The organism is Aeromonas sp. sif2433 (assembly GCF_019218705.1).
GTDB classification, from domain to species: Bacteria; Pseudomonadota; Gammaproteobacteria; order Enterobacterales; family Aeromonadaceae; genus Aeromonas; species Aeromonas encheleia.
In genome coordinates, this window is the sequence record NZ_JAHUXD010000011.1 from 57,176 (window position 1) to 76,232 (window position 19,057).

Genomic DNA, 19,057 nt, shown 5'->3' on the forward strand with positions numbered 1-19,057 from the left:
TTACTCCTGCAGATCCCGCTCGATGACGATGCTGGAGAAGCCCAGTTCCTTGAAGTAGTTCTCCTGGTAATCCTTCACGCTCTTCTTGTCGCGGCGGCAGACCTGGGCCAGCTGGGCCTCCATGGCGTGGAAGCTGGCCAGGTTGATCCCCTCGGCCGCGGCGATGGCATCGTAGATGCTGTTGAACTTGTCGTTGGCGTAGCCGATCTCTTTGGTTTTTTTGCCGTAGGTGTAAGTAATTTTAAACGCCATCGGGGTCTTCCTTCTTTTTCGCCTGCTTGCGCTGGACGTACAGGTAGAGGCTCTCGACCTTCTCCCTGGCCCAGGGGGTCTTGCGCAAGAATTTCAGGCTGGATTTGATGCTGGGATCCTGGGTGAAGCAACGGATGTCGATCTCCTTCCCCAGCTGCTCCCAGCCGTAATGCTCGACCAGGGCGGTGACGATCGCCTCCAGGGTCAGCCCGTGCAGCGGGTTCTTTCGCTGTGCTGGCGGAGTGGGTTGGTCGCTCATGGCTTGGCCGCCAGCTTGGCAAAGGGTTGACCCATGCGGGTGGTCACGCCGTTGGCCAGGTGCGGCTCGAAACCGGCCAGCATGCCAGGGCCAAACAGGCAGACCACTGTGCTGCCGAGCTTGAACAGGCCCATCTCGGCCCCTTTCTGCAGGGTGATGGCTTGCTCGCCACTGTAGTCCCAGCGCACCACTTCCTTCTGTTTGGTCGGCGCTATGTTGCCGGCCCAGATGGTCTCGATGCTGGCGACTATGGTGGCGCCAACCAGCACCAGCGCCATGGGACCATGGGGGGTGCGGAAGGTGGCGACCACCCGTTCGTTGCGGGCGAACAGGTTTGGCACGTTGTCGGCGGTGAGCGGGTTGACGGAGAAGAGATCCCCCGGCACGAACACCATGCTCTCCAGCACGCCGTCCAGCGGCATGTGGATGCGGTGGTAATCCTTGGGCGCCAGATAGATGGTGGCAAAATCCCCATCCTTGAACGGCGCCACCAGATCCTCAAAGCCCCCCAGCAGCTCGCGGGCGCTGTAGTCGTGGCCCTTGGCCTGGATGATGCGGCCTTGCTGGATGGGGCCGAGCTGGCTGACGGTGCCATCCACCGGCAGGGCCAGGGTCATTGCATCTTCCACCAGCGGGCGTATCCCCGGCTTGAGCTCACGGGTGAAGAAGGCGTTGAAGCTCGGGTAGTGGGCGGGACTCTCGTGCAACGCCTCGCTCATGTCGACCTGGTACTGCTTGATGAACGCCTCTATCACCCTGGTGGTGAGCTTTCCGGCCTCGGCGGCCGCCAGCTTGCCTACCAGGCGGGAGACGGCATGTTTGGGCAGGCAATATTGACCGGCAATTTTCAGGTTGTCAGTGATGCTCATGATCTTCATCGAAATAAGTTGAATGGGTCACAGCCGGGCTTGTTGCCGACCGTGGCGGGCTTCCTGCATGGTTTCCAGGATGCGGTGATAGTTGTGGAAGCGATCGGCGCTGATGGCGCCACTGTCGACCGCCGCGCGCAGGGCGCAGCCGGGATCGTCCTTGTGGGTGCAGTCGCGGAATCGGCAACCACCCAGGTAGTCACGAAACTCGACGAAACACCAGGTGATGCGATCGGCTTCCAGGTGCCAGAGTGCGAACTCGCGGATCCCGGGGGAGTCGATCAGATCGCCGCCGCTCGGGAAGTGGTAGAGCCGCGCCGTGGTGGTGGTGTGGGTACCTAGCCCCGAGTTCTCGGAGATCTCGCCGGTGAGCACACCCAGCCCGGGCATCAGGGCATTGGTCAGGGAGGACTTGCCCACCCCGGACTGGCCGACGAAGATGCTGATCTTGCCCTCGAACTGGGCCTTGAGTTCGTCCAGCCCTTCGCCGCTCTCGCAACTCACCAGGATCACCTGGTAGCCGAGCCTGCGATAGGGGGCGAGCTGCAGCTCGATGCGCGCGCGGGCGGCGGCGTCGAGCATGTCGACCTTGTTCAGCACGATGAGCGGCTGGATCTCCACGTCTTCGGCGGCCACCAGATAGCGGTCGACGATGTTGGTGGAGAACTCGGGTACCACCGCCGAGACGATGATGATCTGGTCGATGTTGGCGGCGATGGGTTTGACCCCGTCGTAGAAGTCCGGTCGGGTCAGCACCGAGTGACGCGGGTGTACCGCCTCGATGACGCCCGCGGTCGCAGCATTGAGGCCGGGACGCCAGACTACCTTGTCACCGCACACCAGGCTGCTGATGCTGCTGCGACGCAGGTTGCTGCGGTGGATGGTGCCGTCACTCGCCTCCACGTCCGCATGCTGACCGAAACGGCTGATCACCATGCCCTCGATGGCCGGGCCAAACAGGGTGTCATCCACGACCGTGCTGTGATCTTTTTGCAGCCGCCGCTCGCGGTTGGCCTGGACGCGTCTTTGTTGACCCAGATTGAGTTTTGCTTTCTTTGCCACTCGATTCGCCAGTTTATGAACAGATCCAAAGCCAGTATGATACATGCAAATCGGCAAAATTCCGCCATTCCTCCTAACTGAGAGAGTAATCATGACAGTCAGCGCGCAGAACCTGGTATGGATCGACATGGAGATGACGGGTCTGGACCCCGAGCAAAACGTGGTACTGGAGATCGCCACCATCGTCACCGACAAGGATCTGAACGTGCTGGCAGAAGGGCCTGTCATCGCCATTCACCAGAGCGAGGCAGAGCTCGCCAAGATGGACGAGTGGAACGTCAACACCCACACCAAGAGCGGCCTGGTGGCCAGGGTCAAGGCGAGTGAACATGACGAGGCGCGCGCCGTGGCCGAGACGCTCGCGTTTATCCGTCAGTGGGTGCCGGAGCGCACCAGCCCGCTGTGCGGCAACAGCATAGGCCAGGATCGCCGCTTCATGGTCAAGCACATGGGCGAGCTGGAAGCCTTCTTCCATTACCGCAACGTCGACGTCAGCACCATCAAGGAGCTGGTGCGCCGCTGGCAGCCGGAGCTGCTGGATCAGTTCACCAAGCGCGGCACCCACATGGCGCTGGATGACATCCGTGAGTCCATCGCCGAGCTGCAGTTCTACCGTGGTCACGTCTTCAAAATCTGAGTTGCCGGCAAGGGGTTGGCGCCGTCCGGTCGCTAAAATCGACAGTTCGACCAGCTTTTGAGCGAACGACTGCACAGTGACAAAAAAGCCCTTGCAATTGGAATGACTGCTCTTATAATTCGGCTCCCGTACAGTAGCGCAAGCAACCAAATGCTGTACGGCCGTTTTAAGGCAGTTGCGGGAATAGCTCAGTTGGTAGAGCACGACCTTGCCAAGGTCGGGGTCGCGAGTTCGAGTCTCGTTTCCCGCTCCAAAAGTTTGCAGATGATATTCCGATGCGGGAATAGCTCAGTTGGTAGAGCACGACCTTGCCAAGGTCGGGGTCGCGAGTTCGAGTCTCGTTTCCCGCTCCAATCATCAGCACAGCCTGAAAGACAACCAATGTTGCGGGAATAGCTCAGTTGGTAGAGCACGACCTTGCCAAGGTCGGGGTCGCGAGTTCGAGTCTCGTTTCCCGCTCCAAGCTTATTTTATGAAGTGCTGCAGATGATATTCCGATGCGGGAATAGCTCAGTTGGTAGAGCACGACCTTGCCAAGGTCGGGGTCGCGAGTTCGAGTCTCGTTTCCCGCTCCAATCATGTGCAGATGACATTCTGTTGCGGGAATAGCTCAGTTGGTAGAGCACGACCTTGCCAAGGTCGGGGTCGCGAGTTCGAGTCTCGTTTCCCGCTCCAAAAGTTTGCAGATGATATTCCGTTGCGGGAATAGCTCAGTTGGTAGAGCACGACCTTGCCAAGGTCGGGGTCGCGAGTTCGAGTCTCGTTTCCCGCTCCAATCATGTGCAGATGACATCCTGTTGCGGGAATAGCTCAGTTGGTAGAGCACGACCTTGCCAAGGTCGGGGTCGCGAGTTCGAGTCTCGTTTCCCGCTCCAATCTCTCTTCGTAGTGCCCCATCCCTTCGATATCGCAGTTCAACTGCATGCCTCTATATCACCTTTTTATTTTCCCATTTTCCCAAACATATTCCGCCGTATCGGTCTCTTTCGCCTGTATTTGATCAGCTGGGACATCATGTGCGTGCTGGCCTCGCCAGAGTCACAGTCTATGCATTGTGCCGGTATGGCAGGGCGCTTGTCGATTGGAGGGCGTGCCTTGGTTGGCGCGGGGAGAGGGAGGTAAATGGCGGGCAAAAAAATAGGAGGAGTCGATCTCCTCCTGCGAGCTCACGGGTGCGGCTTAGAGCAGAGTCACGTTCTCAGCCTGAGGGCCTTTCTTGCCATCGGTCACGGTGAACTGGACTTTTTGACCTTCAGCCAGGGTCTTGAAACCTGTGCTCTGGATGGAGGAGAAGTGAACGAAAACGTCCGGTCCCTGGGATTGCTCGATGAAGCCAAAGCCCTTGGTCTCATTGAACCATTTTACTTGGCCGGTGCGAATGTCAGACATGTGGTAAGTCCTATCTATAACAAAATGAAACTAACGCCTTGTTGGGCAGCATTTGCCTAGGATGCAGGGGCCTACCCATGACTGACTACGTCAATTTGTCCCAGTAGCATGCAGTACAATCCCTGTCGAAAGCACAAACGATTGTACTGAAGCCCGATCCCTTGTCAATTTGGCACTTTTCATTTTTTGAGCAAGCTAAAACTATTGCGAAGTCAGCGGCTTGTTTCATGGGTTCGCTCAAAAAAACGGGAGGCTCATCAGCCTCCCGTTGTATCACTCCTTGAGGGCAAACCCTTCACCCTGCCGGTCGTAGCGGTAACTCACCTGACCGAAGGAGCGGATCTCGACCCGCTGGATGCGGCGGCCTGTGTCCACCAGGATGAACACCGACTTGCCCGATTGCAGTCGGGTCAGCGGGCGATCCGGCCCCTCGATGGCGATCAGCCGGCTCAGCTCGGCGCCCGGCAGCTCGAACTTGCGGAAGATGGAGTAGAGGGTCTCTCCGGCCTGCACATCGTGTTGCAGCCAGCTGCCGTTCACCTTCTCCTCGACCGGCTTGGCGGCTTGCACCGCTCCCCCGCTGGCGGCGCTGCCCACGGTCAGCGCCTGGGTCGGCACGGCCAGCGGCACAGCGAGCGAGCCGGAAGGGGCCACGCGGGGCGCCGAGGGCGCAGGCTCCCAGGCCAGCAGCAGCAGCCAGATGGGCACCAGCACCAGCAGGCCTATGGTGTTTTTGCGCGGCAGCGGGCTGGTCAGCTTGAATGAACCCTTCTGGGTGTCCTTGTTGCGTTGACCAAAACCACTCATGCCCTGGCCGAGGCGTTGACGCAGGGGCAGGGTGGCGGCATTGATACGATGGAGCAGGGATCCTTGTGATTCGTCTTGGCGACGCTGCTGGGCACGTCTGTTATGGCCACGTGGGCGACGGTCCGGGGTGGGCACGGCATTTACCTCTCACTACATTGCCTGCCATCAGGCAAATATGCCGTCTATGGTAAACGGACTCGCCCCCGAGGGGGAGAGTCCAGAGCATGAAAATTATCAGCTGAGACGAAATTGTCCCAGCAATTGCTGTAAACGCTCCGCCGCCTGGCGCAAGGCCTGGCTGGCTTTGGCCGTCTGAGTCGCATCCTGGGCGATGTCGTTGGCCAGTGCGTTGGTTTTTGACAGATTGCCGGAGACTGTCTCGGCAACCGAGCTCTGCTCCTCGGCGGCGGAGGCGATCTGGTAGGTCATGTCGTTGATGGTGGAGATGGCCTGGTAGATGCTGCCGAGCGCCGCCTCCGCCAGATCCGCTTCCCCCACCGCCTGATGGGTCAGCTGCTGGCTCTGCTGGATGGCGTTGACCGCGTTGGTCGAGCTGTGGCGGATCTTCTCGATCAACTCCTGGGTATTCTGCACCGCCTGCTGGGTGTTGCCGGCCAGCTTGCGAACCTCGTCGGCGACCACCGCGAAGCCGCGGCCCTGCTCGCCGGCCCGGGCCGCCTCGATGGCGGCGTTGAGGGCCAGCAGGTTGGTCTGATCGGCGATGCCCTGGATCACGGTGAGTATGCTGGTGATCTGCTCGCTGTCGTGGGCCAGCCCCTCGACCACCTCGGCCCCCTTGCCCGCCTCGGCGGCGACCCTGTGCATGGACTGGATCACCTGCTGGAAGCGCACCTTGCCCTGATCCGCCGCGCTCTGGGCCTGCTTGGCCGAGTCGGCGGTGTTGTTGGCGTGGGTGGCGACCTCCTGGCTGACATAGGACATCTCCTGCACCGCGGTCAGCATCTGCTCCATCTCCGCCTGGTGATGCTGCAAATTGGTATCGGTCTGGCCGGCGATCCTGTCGGTGTCACCGGCGTGGCGGTTCACCTCGCTGGCGGTCTTCTGCACATCCCCAAGCAATACCTGCAGCTTGTCGATGAAGCGGTTGATGCCGCGGGCCAGTGCCCCCAGTTCGTCTTTGGACTGGGTGTTGAGGCGCTTGGTGAGATCCCCCTCGCCATCGGCGATGTCATCCACCAGGCTGACCATCTGCCGAATGGGGCCCGTGATGCTGCGGGCGATCACCAGCATGGTGGCCAGCGCCAACACCAGCACCAGCAGGGCGCCGATCAGCTGCTGGGTCATGGCGGCCCGGCTCATGTCGTTGAGCTGGCTCTCCAGCTGGTCGGCACCGGCCAGTACCACCTGATAGGGCAGGGTGACTATGATGGCCCAGTTGCGGCTCATGCCCGGCACCATGATGGGCACCGAGATGCGGAAAGATTCGTCCAGCTCCTGACGCTGCACCTCCGGCTTCAGATATTGCTGCCACTGGTTGCCAAGCAGCTTGTCGGCGCGGCTGCCGAGCAGGCTGGCATCGCCGCTGGTGCCGGTGATGACCCCGGCGGCGCTGACGATCAGGGTCTCGCCCTTGCCGTCATAGATGTTGCTGTTGAGGGACTGGGCCTGCCGGCTGATGGAGTCCACCGCCAGATCCAGCGCGGCTATCCCCCTGAACTGGCCCGCCACCATGATGGGGGTGGTGATGGTGCTCACCAGCACCTGCTGGCCGTTGATATCCACCTTGAAGGGATCGATGAGGCAGGAGCGCCCCTCCCGTTTCGGGCAGGCGTAGTAGTCGTTGGCCGGGTTGCCGAATTCGTCGGCATCGCTCTTCTCGATGGAGAGCAGCAGGTCGGTGCCTATCTGCTCCTTGTCACGGTAGAAGTAGGGCACGAAACGCCCCTTGCTGTCGCTGCCCAGCGCACTCTGACCGGCGAAGGCGGCGTCCTGGCCGTCGAAGCCGTTCGGCTCGAAGCCGGCGAAGGCGCCGTACAGTTGTGGCTCCAGCGCGAGCTGCGCCTTGAGCAGATCGGTGGCCTGCTGGCGATCCAGCGGCAGCTTGCCCTGCTGCTGCAGGGCGAGGGTACCGGCCATCTGCTGGGTGTAGGAGAGCCCCTTTTGCAGCAGCTGGGTGATGGTGGCGGCTTCGGCACGGGCGTTGGCACTCACCTTCTGCCAGGCCTCCTGCTGCAGCGCGGCACGACTGGAGCTGATGGTCAGCTGCTGGGTCTGTTTGCCCGAGTATTGATTGAGCAGGATCAGGATGACCAGCGCCGTGGTCATGGCGATCCCCGCCATCACCAGGATGCGATTCTGGATAGAACGAAACTGCATCTTGCGTTCCTTGTAACGTAGATAGTTGACGGATTTATCGGCAGGGCGGGAGACTTCTCCAGCGATGTTGCCCAGCAAAGCGGAAAAAGAGGGGAGGTTTTGCGATCCCACTCAAAGAATGGGGGCATGGCCGGATCCTTGCCTATTTAGGCCCCTGCTGTTGCATGGTTTTCCCATCCGTGATTCTGAGTGCTAAAATGCGACGGTTTTTTTAATGAATTGGCCCAAGGCCCTCTACACAAGGCTTAAAGATGAAAGTCAAAACCCGTTTTGCTCCCAGCCCGACCGGCTTTCTGCATGTCGGCGGTGCCCGTACCGCGCTCTACTCCTGGCTCTATGCGAAAAGCCAGGGTGGCGAGTTTGTGCTGCGTATCGAGGATACCGATCTGGAACGTTCCACTCAGGAGGCCATCGACGCCATCATTGAGGGCATGGAATGGCTGGAGCTGAACTGGGATGAGGGTCCTTACTACCAGACCAAGCGTTTCGATCGCTACAACGCGCTGATCGACGAGATGCTGGCCGACGGCCGCGCCTACAAGTGCTTCTGCTCCAAGGAGCGCCTGGAAGCGCTGCGTGAAGGCCAGATGGCGAGCGGCGAGAAGCCCCGCTATGACGGCAAGTGCCGCGACAAGGCGCACGATCACCCGGCCGATGCGCCCCACGTGATCCGCTTCCGCAACCCCACCGAAGGCTCTGTGGTATTCGACGACCACGTGCGTGGCCGCATCGAGTTTGCCAACACCGAGCTCGATGACCTGATCATCCGTCGTACCGACGGCGCGCCGACCTACAACTTCTGCGTGGTGGTGGATGACTGGGACATGGAGATCACCCACGTGGTCCGTGGTGAAGATCACATCAACAACACCCCGCGCCAGATCAACATCTACAAGGCCCTGAACGCCCCGGTGCCGGAGTTTGCTCACGTCTCCATGATCCTGGGTGACGACGGCGCCAAGCTCTCCAAGCGCCACGGCGCCGTGTCCGTGATGCAGTATCGCGACGACGGTTACCTGCCGGAAGCGCTGCTGAACTACCTGGTGCGTCTGGGCTGGTCCCACGGCGATCAGGAGATCTTCAGCCTGGACGAGATGATCAAGCTGTTCAGCCTGGATGCCATCTCCAAGTCCGCCTCCGCCTTCAACACCGACAAGCTGCTGTGGCTGAACAACCACTACATGCGCAGCCAGGACCCGGTCCACGTCGCCAAGTATCTGGAATGGCACATGACCGCGCAGCACATCGACACCAGCACAGGCCCGACTCTGGCCGAGGTGGTGACCCTGCTGGCCGAGCGCTGCAACACCCTGGTGGAGATGGCCGCCCAGAGCCGCTATCTGTTCGAAGAGTACGAGGCGCTCGACGAAGCCGCCGCCAAGAAGCACCTGCGCGGTGTGGCCGCAGAGCCGCTGATCCTGGCCAAGGCCAAGCTGGCCGCGATGGAGACCTGGACCACGGAGGCGCTGCACGAGCTGATCGAAGCCACTGCCGCCGAGCTGGGTCAGGGCATGGGCAAAGTCGGCATGCCGCTGCGCGTCGCCGTGACCGGGCTGGGTCAGTCCCCCGCCATCGACGCCGTGATGGCGCTGGTGGGCAAGGAGCGGGTGCTGGCACGCATCGATCGCGCCTTGGCCTATATCGAAGCACGCATGGCCGCCGAATAAGCGCCAGTCGTTGACAACAAAGGGCTCCCGAACGGGGCCCTTTGTTTTTGGCAGACAAGTAGATTTGTGACATAAAACAGTGAGATAGCCATCTTGTTGGCGGTAAAAACAGCTAACTGTCTGAATTTTGACTAAACGCTCCAGTCGGTGTTATTTTTGGGTTGACAGCAAAGCGGGTGATGCCTATCATGCGCCTCCGTTGCCAGAGATAACTTTGGTAGCGCCGAGGTGAGTTGGGGTTATAGCTCAGCTGGGAGAGCGCTTGCATGGCATGCAAGAGGTCCGCGGTTCGATCCCGCGTAGCTCCACCAAATTCTTCTCGGACAATCTGGAATCCAAGGGGTTATAGCTCAGCTGGGAGAGCGCTTGCATGGCATGCAAGAGGTCCGCGGTTCGATCCCGCGTAGCTCCACCAGGTTCCTGATTGTAGAAATGAAGTACCCAGGGCAGTGCGGTGTGTATCACCCAGGCCGACCTTTGTGGGGTTATAGCTCAGCTGGGAGAGCGCTTGCATGGCATGCAAGAGGTCCGCGGTTCGATCCCGCGTAGCTCCACCACTATTTGATATTTGAATACCAGAGTTAGGGCAACCGGCCGCCAGAACCGGTTGTCTAAAGAGTAAAGAATTTGGGGTTATAGCTCAGCTGGGAGAGCGCTTGCATGGCATGCAAGAGGTCCGCGGTTCGATCCCGCGTAGCTCCACCAATTATTTGCAGTAAAGGGCAGCCGGCCGCCAGAACCGATTGTCTAAAGAGTAGAGAATTTGGGGTTATAGCTCAGCTGGGAGAGCGCTTGCATGGCATGCAAGAGGTCCGCGGTTCGATCCCGCGTAGCTCCACCAAATACCAGAAGGCCACCGTTATCACGGTGGCCTTTTTGTTTTGGCTCAACTTTCCTTTTTACCCCCCAATTCTCGTCGACAAAAAAGCCCGCATCGGCTGCGGGCTTGGTGGCTATGGCAAGTCATCAGCCGTGGCGACGGCGCCAGGCCAGCGGCAACAGCGCCAGCAGCAGGGCACCCATGGCGCCACCCCCGCTACCATTGCTTGGCTCCTGCAGCTTGAGGTCGACGATGATGGGGTCGTGGTCGGAGGCGCTGAACGGGTTGTCGGACTTGATCATGTCGCCGGTGAAGCCACGGCCGTACTCGAACAGGTTGCTCTCGAACGAGTTGATGTGCCAGTCGGCGACGGCCACCACCTTCTTGGCCAGCGCTGGGTTGGCGAGGGCGTAGTCCAGGGTGCCGAGCTCGGCCTCGTAGCTGTAGGAGATGGCCTTCTCCTGGTTGAACTTGACGTTCACATCGACCAGGCCATAGCTCTTGCTCACCTCCTGGCCGAGCTGCTCGTAGGGCTGCTCGCCGACGAAGGTGTGGGAGGCGGAGCGGATCTTGCGATCCGCCTTGGCCGCATCGTAGTCGGTCAGCACCCGGATCGGGTCTTCCTTGGCGTAGGAGTTGAAGTCGCCCACCAGCAGCACCTGGCCCGGCAGCTTGTTCACCGCCTCGCCCAGCACCTTGGCCGCACTCACCCGAAACTCGGTGCACTTGCCCTGCAGATCGGCGGGTTCGGTCTTGCCGTCCCCGTTCTCAAAGCAGCCAGAACCCTTGGATTTCAGGTGATTGACCACCAGCGTCAGGGGATCCTTGCTGCCCGCCACCGTGAAGCTCTGCACCAGGGAATCGCGCTGACCGGCGCTCTTGGCGACGCCGCCCAGGATGTAACGCTGCTGCGGCAGTTGAATCACACCGGCTTCCCCGTTCGGGGCCAGCTTGGCCGGGCGATAGAGCATGGCCACCATGATGGCGTCGCCACCGAAGTAGCGCTCCTCGCCGAGCAGCGCCTTGGGCAGGCTGACGAAGGCGTAGTGCTGGCTGGCATCCTTCTGCTGGGCGTTCAGATGCGTGACCAGATCGCTGATGGCGGAGTGCTCGTCAAAGCCGTTGTTCTCCATCTCCATCAGGCCGAGCAGATCGGCGTCCATCTCGGTGATGGCGTTGACTATCTTGATGCGCTGCTGCTGGAAATCTTCCAGGTTCTTGGCGCCCCGGTTGCAACCCTTGGCGCTGTCCGCATCCGCCTGATCCTGGCACAGCACGTTGAGGGCACCGCCCACGCTGGAGTGGCTGGTGAAGTAGTTGAGCACGTTGAAGCTGCCGACCCGCAGATCGGTGCCGGCGACCCGAGTCGGGGCACTCTGGCGATCGTTCTCGTCGGTGCGCAGCAGATCGCCGGCCGTGATGGTCTGCCCCTTCGGCACTATCAGCCGGTACTCGTCATAGCTGTAACCCACCAGGGCCTCCAGGTTGACCGGGGCATCGCCGATGCGCAGGTAACCCTGCTCCGGCTCCCAGGCGGGCAGCCAGGGCAGCTTGCCGTCGGCGGCCTTGAAGTCGGATTCGAGGAATACCCGGTTGCCCGCATTGGCCTGTGCCAGTGCCTTGGCCTCGCTGCTGCCCGCCACGTGCAGCTGGGTCGGTTTCATCAGCGGGGCCTGATGGGCGAGCACCAGGTTGTTGCGCCGGGCGGCGTAGTCGTAGCTGAAGTTGCGGCTGACCTTGAGCGCGCTGTCGGCATCGAGCCGCACCCGCATCCCCTCGTGACGCTCCAGCGCCCGGGCCAGGGTCTCACCCTCCAGCACCCGCAGCGGCACGGCGGCGGGGGCGCTGCCCTGCGCCAGCACCTGCAGGCGCGGGACCTTGCTATCCAGGACTGGCTTGAGCTGGGTATGGCCGTAGTATTCCGCCACCTTGGCTTCCAGACAGACCTCGGCCCCCGGCTGGATGGCGGGATACTTGTTGATGTCACTCAGGAAGACGAAGATGCCGTCCGAGCTCTGGGGGTTGCCATCGCCCTGGAGATCCTGCAGGTAGAAGCCCTTGTTCAGGCTCTCGCCGAGGGCGCTGACCACCGCCTTGACGGCCACCGTCTGGGGGCTTTCAAACAGATCGTCCGGGATCAGCGGGCTCTTGTCGCCACTGCCCTGAATGGCGGGGATGGGGGTGAGGGCGTTGTCGGCCGGGCAGCTGAAGCCGGCGGCATGGATTGAGGGGGACGCGAGCGCGAGCCCCACGGCCAGCGACAGCAGGGTAGGTGTTCCTTTCATGGGTATTCCTTTTTTATTTTTGCCAGTGTTTCCATAGCCTTGGCGCCTTGGCCAAGGGCGCGCATTGTCACATTTCTGGCACATCATACCAGTGAGCCAACGCACATTATGGGGAGGCAAAAGAGGCCTGTTTCGTTTTTATGACGTGGCTAACATTATGAAATTAATGATAAAAGTGTCACCGACTGTGTGGGAGGACGTGGTGGGCCTGGCGGCGTTTACATATTTTTCTTCGAGAATGAAGATTGAGACTCGGCCACTTGCTTCCTATACTCGCCCTGTTCCTCACGGAACCCAGATAAAGGGCAAACCGGCAGTGATGCCGGGACGCAAAGCCTCCGATCTGCCGGATACTGGCCAGACAGCGGGGTTACCCAGGGTGACATGAGGGGATGTGGCCCCGTCCATGGCCTGTTGTCGACCCTTTCTCACCTGTTGCTATTGCGCTTTGCCCGGTCTTAAAAGCCAAGATAAAACAAGGATGATAACAATATGCAACAGACCCTAAGGCCCAGCAGGCTCGCCATGCTGGTCGCCCTTGCGGCCATGCCCGCCTGGGCGCAAGCCGCCTATCCCGCCTATCAGTCCGGCACCGCCTACAAGGCTGGCGATGTCGTCAGCAACGTCGGCAACCTCTATGAGTGCAAGGAATTTCCCTACTCCGGCTGGTGTGGCGCTTCGCCCTATCACTATGCGCCCGGGGTGGGTACCGTCTGGGCCGATGCCTGGAAACCCTTCAGCGATGGCGGCACGGCGCCGGGCCTCGGGCTCGCGATAAGCTCGCCCGCCGTTGGTAACGCTTTCAACGAGGGGGCGCCTGTGGCCCTGGCGGTAACCCTGAGCGGTGACAGCAGCGCCCTGGTCAAGGTGGAGTACCTGATCGATGGCACCCAGGTCGCACTGAGCAGCGCGGCCCCCTGGTCGGCAAGCTGGGTGGCGAGCGGCGTCGGCCCCCATCAGCTCAAGTCCCGCGCCCTGGACAAGGATGGCAAGCTGCTGAGCGAGGCAGATGTCAGCTTCGCCGTCAGCGCCGTGGTGGCCCCAGAAGCGCCCAAGGTGAGCATCAGCAGCCCGGCCGCCGGCGGCAGGCTGACCCTGGGCCGGGTCGCCACGGTCACGGCCGATGTGACCGATGCCAACAACGATGTGGCCAGGGTCGAGCTCTATGTGAATGGCCAGAAGGTGGGCGAAGACAGTAGCGCCCCCTGGCAGCTGAACTGGACGCCCCAGAGCAAGGGGGTCGCCGGCCTCAAACTGGTGGCGACCGACAAGGCCAACCTGGTCGGTGAGTCGGCCCAGATCGATGTCACCGTGGAAGAGGCCGCGCTGCCGCCCACGGGTGGCAACCTCTCCTGCGACATTCGCCAGATCTACCGCGCCGATGGCAGCGAGTGCATGGGGGATGACCATGCCCGCCGGGTCATCGGTTACTTCACCTCCTGGCGCACCGGCAAGAACGGCCTGCCCGCCTACCTGGTGAGCGACATTCCCTGGGACAAGATCACCCACATCAACTACGCCTTCGCGGCGGTGGATGAGCAGAGCCACCTGATCAAGGTGGACGACGCCGCCACCAAGCTGACCTGGGAGGGGGTGCCGGGCGCCGAGATGGATCCGGAGTTTGCCTACAAGGGTCACCTCAACCTGCTGTCGAAATACAAGAAGCAGTATCCGGACGTGAAGACCCTGATCTCGGTGGGCGGCTGGGCCGATACTCGTGGCTTCTATACCGCCACCACCAAGGGCGACTGCTCGGTCAACACCGCCGGCATCAACGCCTTCGCCGACTCGGCGGTGGGCTTCATCCGCCAGTACGGCTTCGACGGGGTGGACGTGGACTACGAGTACCCCACCTCCATGAAGGATGCGGGCAACCCCAACGACTTCCCGCTCTCCAACCAGTGCCGGGCCAAGCTGTTTGCCAACTACGAAGTCCTGATGAAGACCCTGCGCAGCCGGCTCGACAGCGCCGGCACCGAGGATGGCCGCAAGTACATGCTGACCATAGCCTCACCGGCGTCGGCCTATCTGCTGCGCGGCATGGAGAACTTCCAGGTCACCCAGTATCTGGATTACGTCAACCTGATGACCTATGACTTCCACGGCGCCTGGAACAACTTCGTGGCCCACAACGCCGCGCTGTTCGACAACAAGGCGGATCCGGAGCTGGCCCAGTGGGGCGTCTATAGCCAGGCCCAGTACGGCGCCATCGGTTATCTGAACGCGGCCTGGTCGGCCCACTACTTCCGTGGCGCCCTGGCGGCCGGCAAGATCAACATAGGGGTGCCTTACTACACCCGTGGCTGGCAAGGGGTCACCGGCGGTACCCATGGTCTCAACGGCAAGGCGGCCCTGCCGAGCCAGAGCAATTGCCAGCCGGGCACCGGTGGCAGCACCATCCCCTGCGGCAACGGCGCTGTCGGCATCGACAACATCTGGCACGATCTGGACAAGAACGGCAACGAGGTCGGCGCCGGCGCCGTGCCCATGTGGCATGCCAAGAACCTGGAGCACGCGGCCAGCCTCGGCATCACCACCCTGCCGAGCTACGGTCAGGCCTGGGGTCTGGATCCCAACAACCCGGCCGACGTGATCCAGGGCAAGTACGTGCGTTACTACGATGACAAGGCGCAGGCGCCCTGGCTCTGGAACGAGGAGAAGAAGGTGTTCCTCTCCACCGAAGATGAAGAGTCCATGGGCAAGAAGCTGGACTACATCGTCAAGCGCGGCCTGGGGGGCGTGATGTTCTGGGAGATGGCGGGGGATTACGCGTTCGATCCGGCCAAGAACGAATATGTCATGGGCAGCACCCTCACCGGCCTGGCGTACGACAAGTTCAGGACGGCGAGCCAGCCCAATCTGAAGCAGAACGATCTGCCTGCCCCGGCGGCGCAGCTCGACATAGGCGTCAGCCTGACCGGCTTCAAGGAGGGGGATTCCAACTACCCGATCAACCCGACGCTTAAACTGACCAACAAGTCGACCCAGACCATACCGGGCGGGACCCGCATCGAGTTCCTGGTGCCGACCTCCACCTCTGACACCATCACGGATCAGAGCGGCATGGGCCTGAAAGTGGTCGAGAGCGGTGGCAACCAGAACTCCGATGGCATCGCGAGCGAGAAGGACTTCCACAAGGTGGCCATGACGCTGCCAAGCTGGAAGGCCTGGGCACCGGGCACGGATGTGGAAGTGGCCATGACCTACTACCTGCCAGCCGCAGGCGTGCCAAGTGGCATTCGTCTCGTCAGCGGCAGTCAGACCATAGGCCTCAAGGCTGACTTCCCGGCCCTGGCCGAGGCGGTGCTGGGCAGCGGCGGTGGCGATGGTGGCACCGGCGGTACCAGCTGCAGCGCCCAGAGCGTCAACCCGGCGAGCTATCCGGCTTACCCGAGCTGGCCGCAAGGGGACCACGCCAACGCCAACGATCGCCTGACCAATGGCAAGGCGGTCTGGCAGGCGAACTGGTGGACCAGCAGCGAACCCAAGGCCGGCGACGGCAGCTGGAAGCTGGTGTGTAACTACTGAGTCTGGTATTGCGGGCGACGTCACGGCGCCGCCCGCATCGATACGAACCAATCCGGAGCTCAGGCTCCGGATTTTTTTATGGCAGATATAAAGGAAGGAGAGCGCGAGCATAAAAAAGACCGCTCCGAAGAGCGGCCAATTGCCACCAAGGCAATCTGCGGGGCGAACCCCTTGTTATGTGCAGCGGACGGGGAGGGCTCCCGTTCTGCCGCGAGTGGCCGGGGTCAATCTGCGACCTGGTTTATTGCGTGATGGCGCCGCCTTGTTGTTCTTTCAGGAAGTTGATCCAGGGTGAGGCGCGGCCGCTGACGTTGCCGTTCTGAGCCGCCTGGGTGAAGGCGTTCAGTGCCTCCTTCGGCTTCTGCTGCTCGAAGTAGGCGACCCCGGTCAGGAACTTCAGATCGGCGCGCTGTTCACCGTTGGCATTCGCCGCCGGCTTGGCGGCAAGGGCCACCAGATCCTGGTAGCGTTTGCTCTGGATCATCATGCGCGCCATCTTCAGCTGCAGCTCGGCATTGGGCGCCAGCTGGTAGGACTTGGCCAGGGTATCGATGGCCGGATCCAGCTCCTTGGCCTGATGCCAGTAGTTGGCCAGCGCCTTGTAGTTGGCCGCGTTGCCCTCGATGACGCCCTCCTTCATGGCCTTCTCCATCACGCGGGCGGCGCGATGGGGGATGCCGGAGAAGGCCAGGTAGTTGGCGAGGCGCTGCAACTCGGCCGGCTCGGTCAGCATGCCGAGGTGGTAGGCCGATTCCAGCGCCGCCAGCGCCTTGCCATCGTTGCCCGCCTGCATCTGCATGGCCGAGAGCTGGGTCCAGTACTTCTTCTTTTCTGGGTACCTGTCGACCAGAGCGGTCAGCACCTCGGTCGCCGGCTTGTACTGTTTCAGCTCGTAGTGGGCCGCCATCTTCAGCAGGTACCAGGACTCGGGCGCCTTGCCCGCCGACAGCTTGATCGCAGTGTCCACCGCCGGAATGGCCTCTCGATACTGCTTGAGCTGCACATGGGCGTTGGCCAGGGTGATGTAGGCGTGCGGGGTCGGTTTCTCATCCTTGCCGAGGCTCGCGAACCACTGGTTCATGGTGCTGATGGAGGCCTTGAAGTTGCCCTCCGCCATGTAGAGCTGGGCCAGGTTGTAGCGCACCTGCTGCGCCACCGGCTGCGGCAGGCCGCCGGTGGCGATGGCATCGGCGAAGTACTTGGTCGCCTGACCGTACTTCTCCTGCTGCGCCGCCACGAAGCCTAGGGTCTGCAGGATCACGCCCTTGTCGTAGACCCGCTCGCCGACCCCGGACAGCGCCTCCTGCAGCTTGGCATTCGCCTCGCCGTATTTCTTCTCGGTGATCAACGCCTGCGCCTTGTTGACCGCGCGGTAGGCGCGATCGGACAAGGCGGGCTGCTCGGCGGCCCAACTGGCGGTACTGAGCAGTACCGCCATGGCAACCGGGGCGAGGATCAGGGTGTGTAACTTCTTCATCGCCACCTTCCTTAGTTGGTCGCAAACTCGATTTCTTGCTGCATGCGACTGGCTTGCGGTTTGCCATCGATCATGGCCGGCTTGAACGTCCACTTGGTAATGGTCTGACGTGCGGCCTTGCCAAGGTCATAGCTGCGCGGCTCTTCCTTGACGATGCGGATGTTGCTGACGGTGCCACGCTCGGTCACGGTGAACTCCACCAGCACCTTGCCCGTCGCGAGGCCGGCCAGGGCCGCCTTGCGCGGCATCATGGGCTCGAAGGTCGCCAGCGGGATGGCGCCGTTGTTGCCGCCGGTCCCGCCACCCCCGCCGCCGGTGCTGTAGGCACCGAGGGCGTTGCCGCCGCCGATGTTGACCGGGATGTCGAGCTTGGGCATGTCCATCGACGAGCTTTCCATCTGCGGCCGATCCGTGCTGGCCACCTCCATCTCGGGCGGGGGAGGCGGGCGATCCGGGGGCGGCGGCTTGGGCAGCTCGCGCTGTTTCTCTTGCAGGGTCTCCTGAGGCTTGAGGCGAATGAAGTCGGTCATGGTGACGTCATCCCTCTCTACCAGCTCCCGGTGATCCGGTGTGATCAGCTTGTTCATTCCCAGGAACAGGAAGAACACCACCACACAGGAGACCGCTAACGATATCAGGTATCTCATAAGTCTCTCTCCAGCATCAGCTGCTCTTGTTGGCAGCGATGGAGATGCTCTGGACACCGGCCATGCGGATCTGATCCATGACCTGGACCACCAGACCCGAACGGGATTCGGTATCGGCCTGGATCACCACGGCGCTCTCAGGGTTCTCGGCCCGCAGCCGCTCGATGTTGGCGCGCACGGCCCCCACCTCGACGGAGCGCTTGTCGACCCAGACCTGACCGTTCTCGCGCACCGCGACCATGATGTTCCCCTTCTTCACCGTCTCGGCCGTGCTGGCGCTCGGGCGGTTGATCTCCACCCCGGACTCCTTGACGAACGAGGTGGTGACGATGAAGAAGATCAGCATGATGAACACTATGTCCAGCATGGGGGTCAGATCGATGGCCGCCTCTTCAGCACCGCTGTCGCTGTGACGTTTTCTCATGGCAAAACTCCTTGCGTAACTGTGCCCCCGGTCGGCGATGCCGTGCCGGGGGAATGCATCCTGCATTAACCGTGTTTCAGGTTGTCTTCCAGCTTCTCGACCGCCAGCTTGGCTTTGTGATCGAGCTGGTTGACAAAAAACAGGCCGGAAAGGGCGGCAATCATGCCCGCCATGGTCGGTACCGTCGCCTTGGAGATGCCCGAGGCCATCGCCCTGGGGGAGCCGGTGCCGGTGATGGCGAGGGTGTCGAACACCTGCACCATGCCGACCACGGTGCCCAGCAGTCCCATCAGCGGACAGAGCGCGATCAACACCTTGATGACCGGCATCCCCTTGTCCACCGCCATGGCGACCCGCGAGACCAGCTCGCGCCGGATCTGCCTGGCAGACCAGGAGAGGTGATCGCCGCGGGCCATCCAGCTGGCCTTGGTCTGCTTCACCTGTTGGGGATAGACCGCCATGAAGTAGAACCAGCGCTCCAGCAGCAGGGCCCACATCAGCAGCGTCAGGAAGAACAGGGCGACCAGTACATCGCCCCCCAATCCCAGAAACCGGCGGACCGACTCGACTTCTTCAATCAACCAGAACCACATGGGT

15 protein-coding genes, 12 tRNA genes and 1 riboswitch are annotated in these 19,057 nt (G+C 61.7%); of the genes, 15 read left to right on the forward strand and 12 right to left on the reverse strand.

The window, feature by feature from the left end:
* The 4 genes from KW825_RS16485 to rsgA are packed head-to-tail and all read right to left on the reverse strand — an operon-like array spanning position 1 to position 2,442.
* On the reverse strand, positions 1–252 hold the full coding sequence (locus KW825_RS16485; protein ID WP_042651679.1) for a DUF2960 domain-containing protein: 252 nt from the start codon (positions 250–252) through the stop codon (positions 1–3).
* Positions 242–511 carry a VF530 family DNA-binding protein gene (locus KW825_RS16490; RefSeq protein WP_042651680.1) on the reverse strand — a complete coding sequence of 90 codons (270 nt, stop codon included), beginning with the start codon at positions 509–511 and terminating at the stop codon, positions 242–244. The genes KW825_RS16485 and KW825_RS16490 overlap by 11 nt, the downstream gene beginning before the upstream one ends.
* A complete protein-coding gene (gene asd / locus KW825_RS16495) occupies positions 508–1,380 on the reverse strand; it encodes an archaetidylserine decarboxylase (protein WP_218329822.1) in 873 nt (290 codons plus the stop codon). Before asd ends, KW825_RS16490 begins: the two co-directional genes overlap by 4 nt.
* 27 nt (positions 1,381–1,407) lie before the next feature.
* Entirely contained in the window at positions 1,408–2,442 is a 1,035-nt protein-coding gene (rsgA, locus tag KW825_RS16500) for a small ribosomal subunit biogenesis GTPase RsgA (RefSeq protein ID WP_218329823.1), read from the reverse strand.
* A gap of 91 nt (positions 2,443–2,533) precedes the next feature.
* On the opposite strand from rsgA, the gene orn reads away from it, so the two are divergent.
* The 8 genes from orn (at position 2,534) to KW825_RS16540 (ending at position 3,954) form a co-directional block, all read left to right on the forward strand.
* Positions 2,534–3,079 (forward strand): oligoribonuclease, encoded by a 546-nt coding sequence (gene orn, locus KW825_RS16505; protein WP_042651682.1) that lies wholly within the window; start codon positions 2,534–2,536, stop codon positions 3,077–3,079.
* 177 nt (positions 3,080–3,256) lie between these two features.
* Positions 3,257–3,332 (forward strand) — tRNA-Gly (locus KW825_RS16510).
* 24 nt (positions 3,333–3,356) lie between these two features.
* A tRNA-Gly gene (locus KW825_RS16515) sits at positions 3,357–3,432 on the forward strand.
* A 33-nt stretch (positions 3,433–3,465) separates the two neighbouring features.
* Positions 3,466–3,541 (forward strand) — tRNA-Gly (locus KW825_RS16520).
* A gap of 37 nt (positions 3,542–3,578) precedes the next feature.
* Positions 3,579–3,654: transfer RNA gene (locus KW825_RS16525), tRNA-Gly, on the forward strand.
* 24 nt (positions 3,655–3,678) lie between these two features.
* Positions 3,679–3,754 (forward strand) — tRNA-Gly (locus KW825_RS16530).
* Between the two features lie 24 nt (positions 3,755–3,778).
* A tRNA-Gly gene (locus KW825_RS16535) sits at positions 3,779–3,854 on the forward strand.
* Positions 3,855–3,878: 24 nt separating this feature from the next.
* Positions 3,879–3,954 (forward strand) — tRNA-Gly (locus KW825_RS16540).
* A 304-nt stretch (positions 3,955–4,258) separates the two neighbouring features.
* Here KW825_RS16540 and KW825_RS16545 read toward each other — a convergent pair.
* The 3 genes from KW825_RS16545 to KW825_RS16555 all read right to left on the reverse strand — a co-directional run bounded on the left by KW825_RS16545 (position 4,259) and on the right by KW825_RS16555 (position 7,612).
* A complete protein-coding gene (locus KW825_RS16545) occupies positions 4,259–4,468 on the reverse strand; it encodes a cold-shock protein (protein WP_042651683.1) in 210 nt (69 codons plus the stop codon).
* A gap of 273 nt (positions 4,469–4,741) precedes the next feature.
* Positions 4,742–5,410: a LysM-like peptidoglycan-binding domain-containing protein gene (locus tag KW825_RS16550; RefSeq protein WP_218329824.1), complete on the reverse strand. Its 669-nt coding sequence runs from the start codon at positions 5,408–5,410 to the stop codon at positions 4,742–4,744.
* Between the two features lie 99 nt (positions 5,411–5,509).
* Positions 5,510–7,612, reverse strand: coding sequence for a methyl-accepting chemotaxis protein (locus tag KW825_RS16555; RefSeq protein ID WP_218329825.1), 2,103 nt, complete (start codon positions 7,610–7,612; stop codon positions 5,510–5,512).
* 251 nt (positions 7,613–7,863) lie between these two features.
* Here KW825_RS16555 and gltX point away from each other — a divergent pair, with 251 nt between their 5' ends.
* The 6 genes from gltX to KW825_RS16585 all read left to right on the forward strand — a co-directional run bounded on the left by gltX (position 7,864) and on the right by KW825_RS16585 (position 10,120).
* A complete protein-coding gene (gene gltX / locus KW825_RS16560; protein WP_218329826.1) occupies positions 7,864–9,279 on the forward strand; it encodes a glutamate--tRNA ligase in 1,416 nt (471 codons plus the stop codon).
* Positions 9,280–9,514: 235 nt separating this feature from the next.
* Positions 9,515–9,590: transfer RNA gene (locus KW825_RS16565), tRNA-Ala, on the forward strand.
* 28 nt (positions 9,591–9,618) lie between these two features.
* Positions 9,619–9,694 (forward strand) — tRNA-Ala (locus KW825_RS16570).
* 66 nt (positions 9,695–9,760) lie between these two features.
* A tRNA-Ala gene (locus KW825_RS16575) sits at positions 9,761–9,836 on the forward strand.
* 72 nt (positions 9,837–9,908) lie between these two features.
* Positions 9,909–9,984: transfer RNA gene (locus KW825_RS16580), tRNA-Ala, on the forward strand.
* A gap of 60 nt (positions 9,985–10,044) precedes the next feature.
* A tRNA-Ala gene (locus KW825_RS16585) sits at positions 10,045–10,120 on the forward strand.
* Between the two features lie 125 nt (positions 10,121–10,245).
* Here the strand turns inward: KW825_RS16585 and KW825_RS16590 are convergent.
* Positions 10,246–12,384 carry an ExeM/NucH family extracellular endonuclease gene (locus KW825_RS16590; RefSeq protein WP_218329827.1) on the reverse strand — a complete coding sequence of 713 codons (2,139 nt, stop codon included), beginning with the start codon at positions 12,382–12,384 and terminating at the stop codon, positions 10,246–10,248.
* A gap of 294 nt (positions 12,385–12,678) precedes the next feature.
* A riboswitch (cyclic di-GMP riboswitch) is annotated at positions 12,679–12,762 on the forward strand.
* A 147-nt stretch (positions 12,763–12,909) separates the two neighbouring features.
* On the opposite strand from KW825_RS16590, the gene KW825_RS16595 reads away from it, so the two are divergent.
* Positions 12,910–15,912 carry a glycosyl hydrolase family 18 protein gene (locus KW825_RS16595; protein WP_218329865.1) on the forward strand — a complete coding sequence of 1,001 codons (3,003 nt, stop codon included), beginning with the start codon at positions 12,910–12,912 and terminating at the stop codon, positions 15,910–15,912.
* Between the two features lie 241 nt (positions 15,913–16,153).
* On the opposite strand, the gene KW825_RS16600 is transcribed toward KW825_RS16595, so the two are convergent.
* The 4 genes from KW825_RS16600 to KW825_RS16615 all read right to left on the reverse strand — a co-directional run bounded on the left by KW825_RS16600 (position 16,154) and on the right by KW825_RS16615 (position 19,053).
* A complete protein-coding gene (locus KW825_RS16600; RefSeq protein ID WP_218329828.1) occupies positions 16,154–17,389 on the reverse strand; it encodes a lipopolysaccharide assembly protein LapB in 1,236 nt (411 codons plus the stop codon).
* An 11-nt stretch (positions 17,390–17,400) separates the two neighbouring features.
* The gene (locus tag KW825_RS16605) at positions 17,401–18,036 is read right to left on the reverse strand and encodes an energy transducer TonB (RefSeq protein WP_042651689.1); all 636 of its coding nucleotides are present in this window, start codon (positions 18,034–18,036) and stop codon (positions 17,401–17,403) included.
* A gap of 16 nt (positions 18,037–18,052) precedes the next feature.
* Entirely contained in the window at positions 18,053–18,460 is a 408-nt protein-coding gene (locus KW825_RS16610; RefSeq protein WP_042651690.1) for a biopolymer transporter ExbD, read from the reverse strand.
* A gap of 65 nt (positions 18,461–18,525) precedes the next feature.
* Positions 18,526–19,053 carry a MotA/TolQ/ExbB proton channel family protein gene (locus KW825_RS16615; protein WP_042651691.1) on the reverse strand — a complete coding sequence of 176 codons (528 nt, stop codon included), beginning with the start codon at positions 19,051–19,053 and terminating at the stop codon, positions 18,526–18,528.
* Positions 19,054–19,057: the final 4 nt, after the last annotated feature.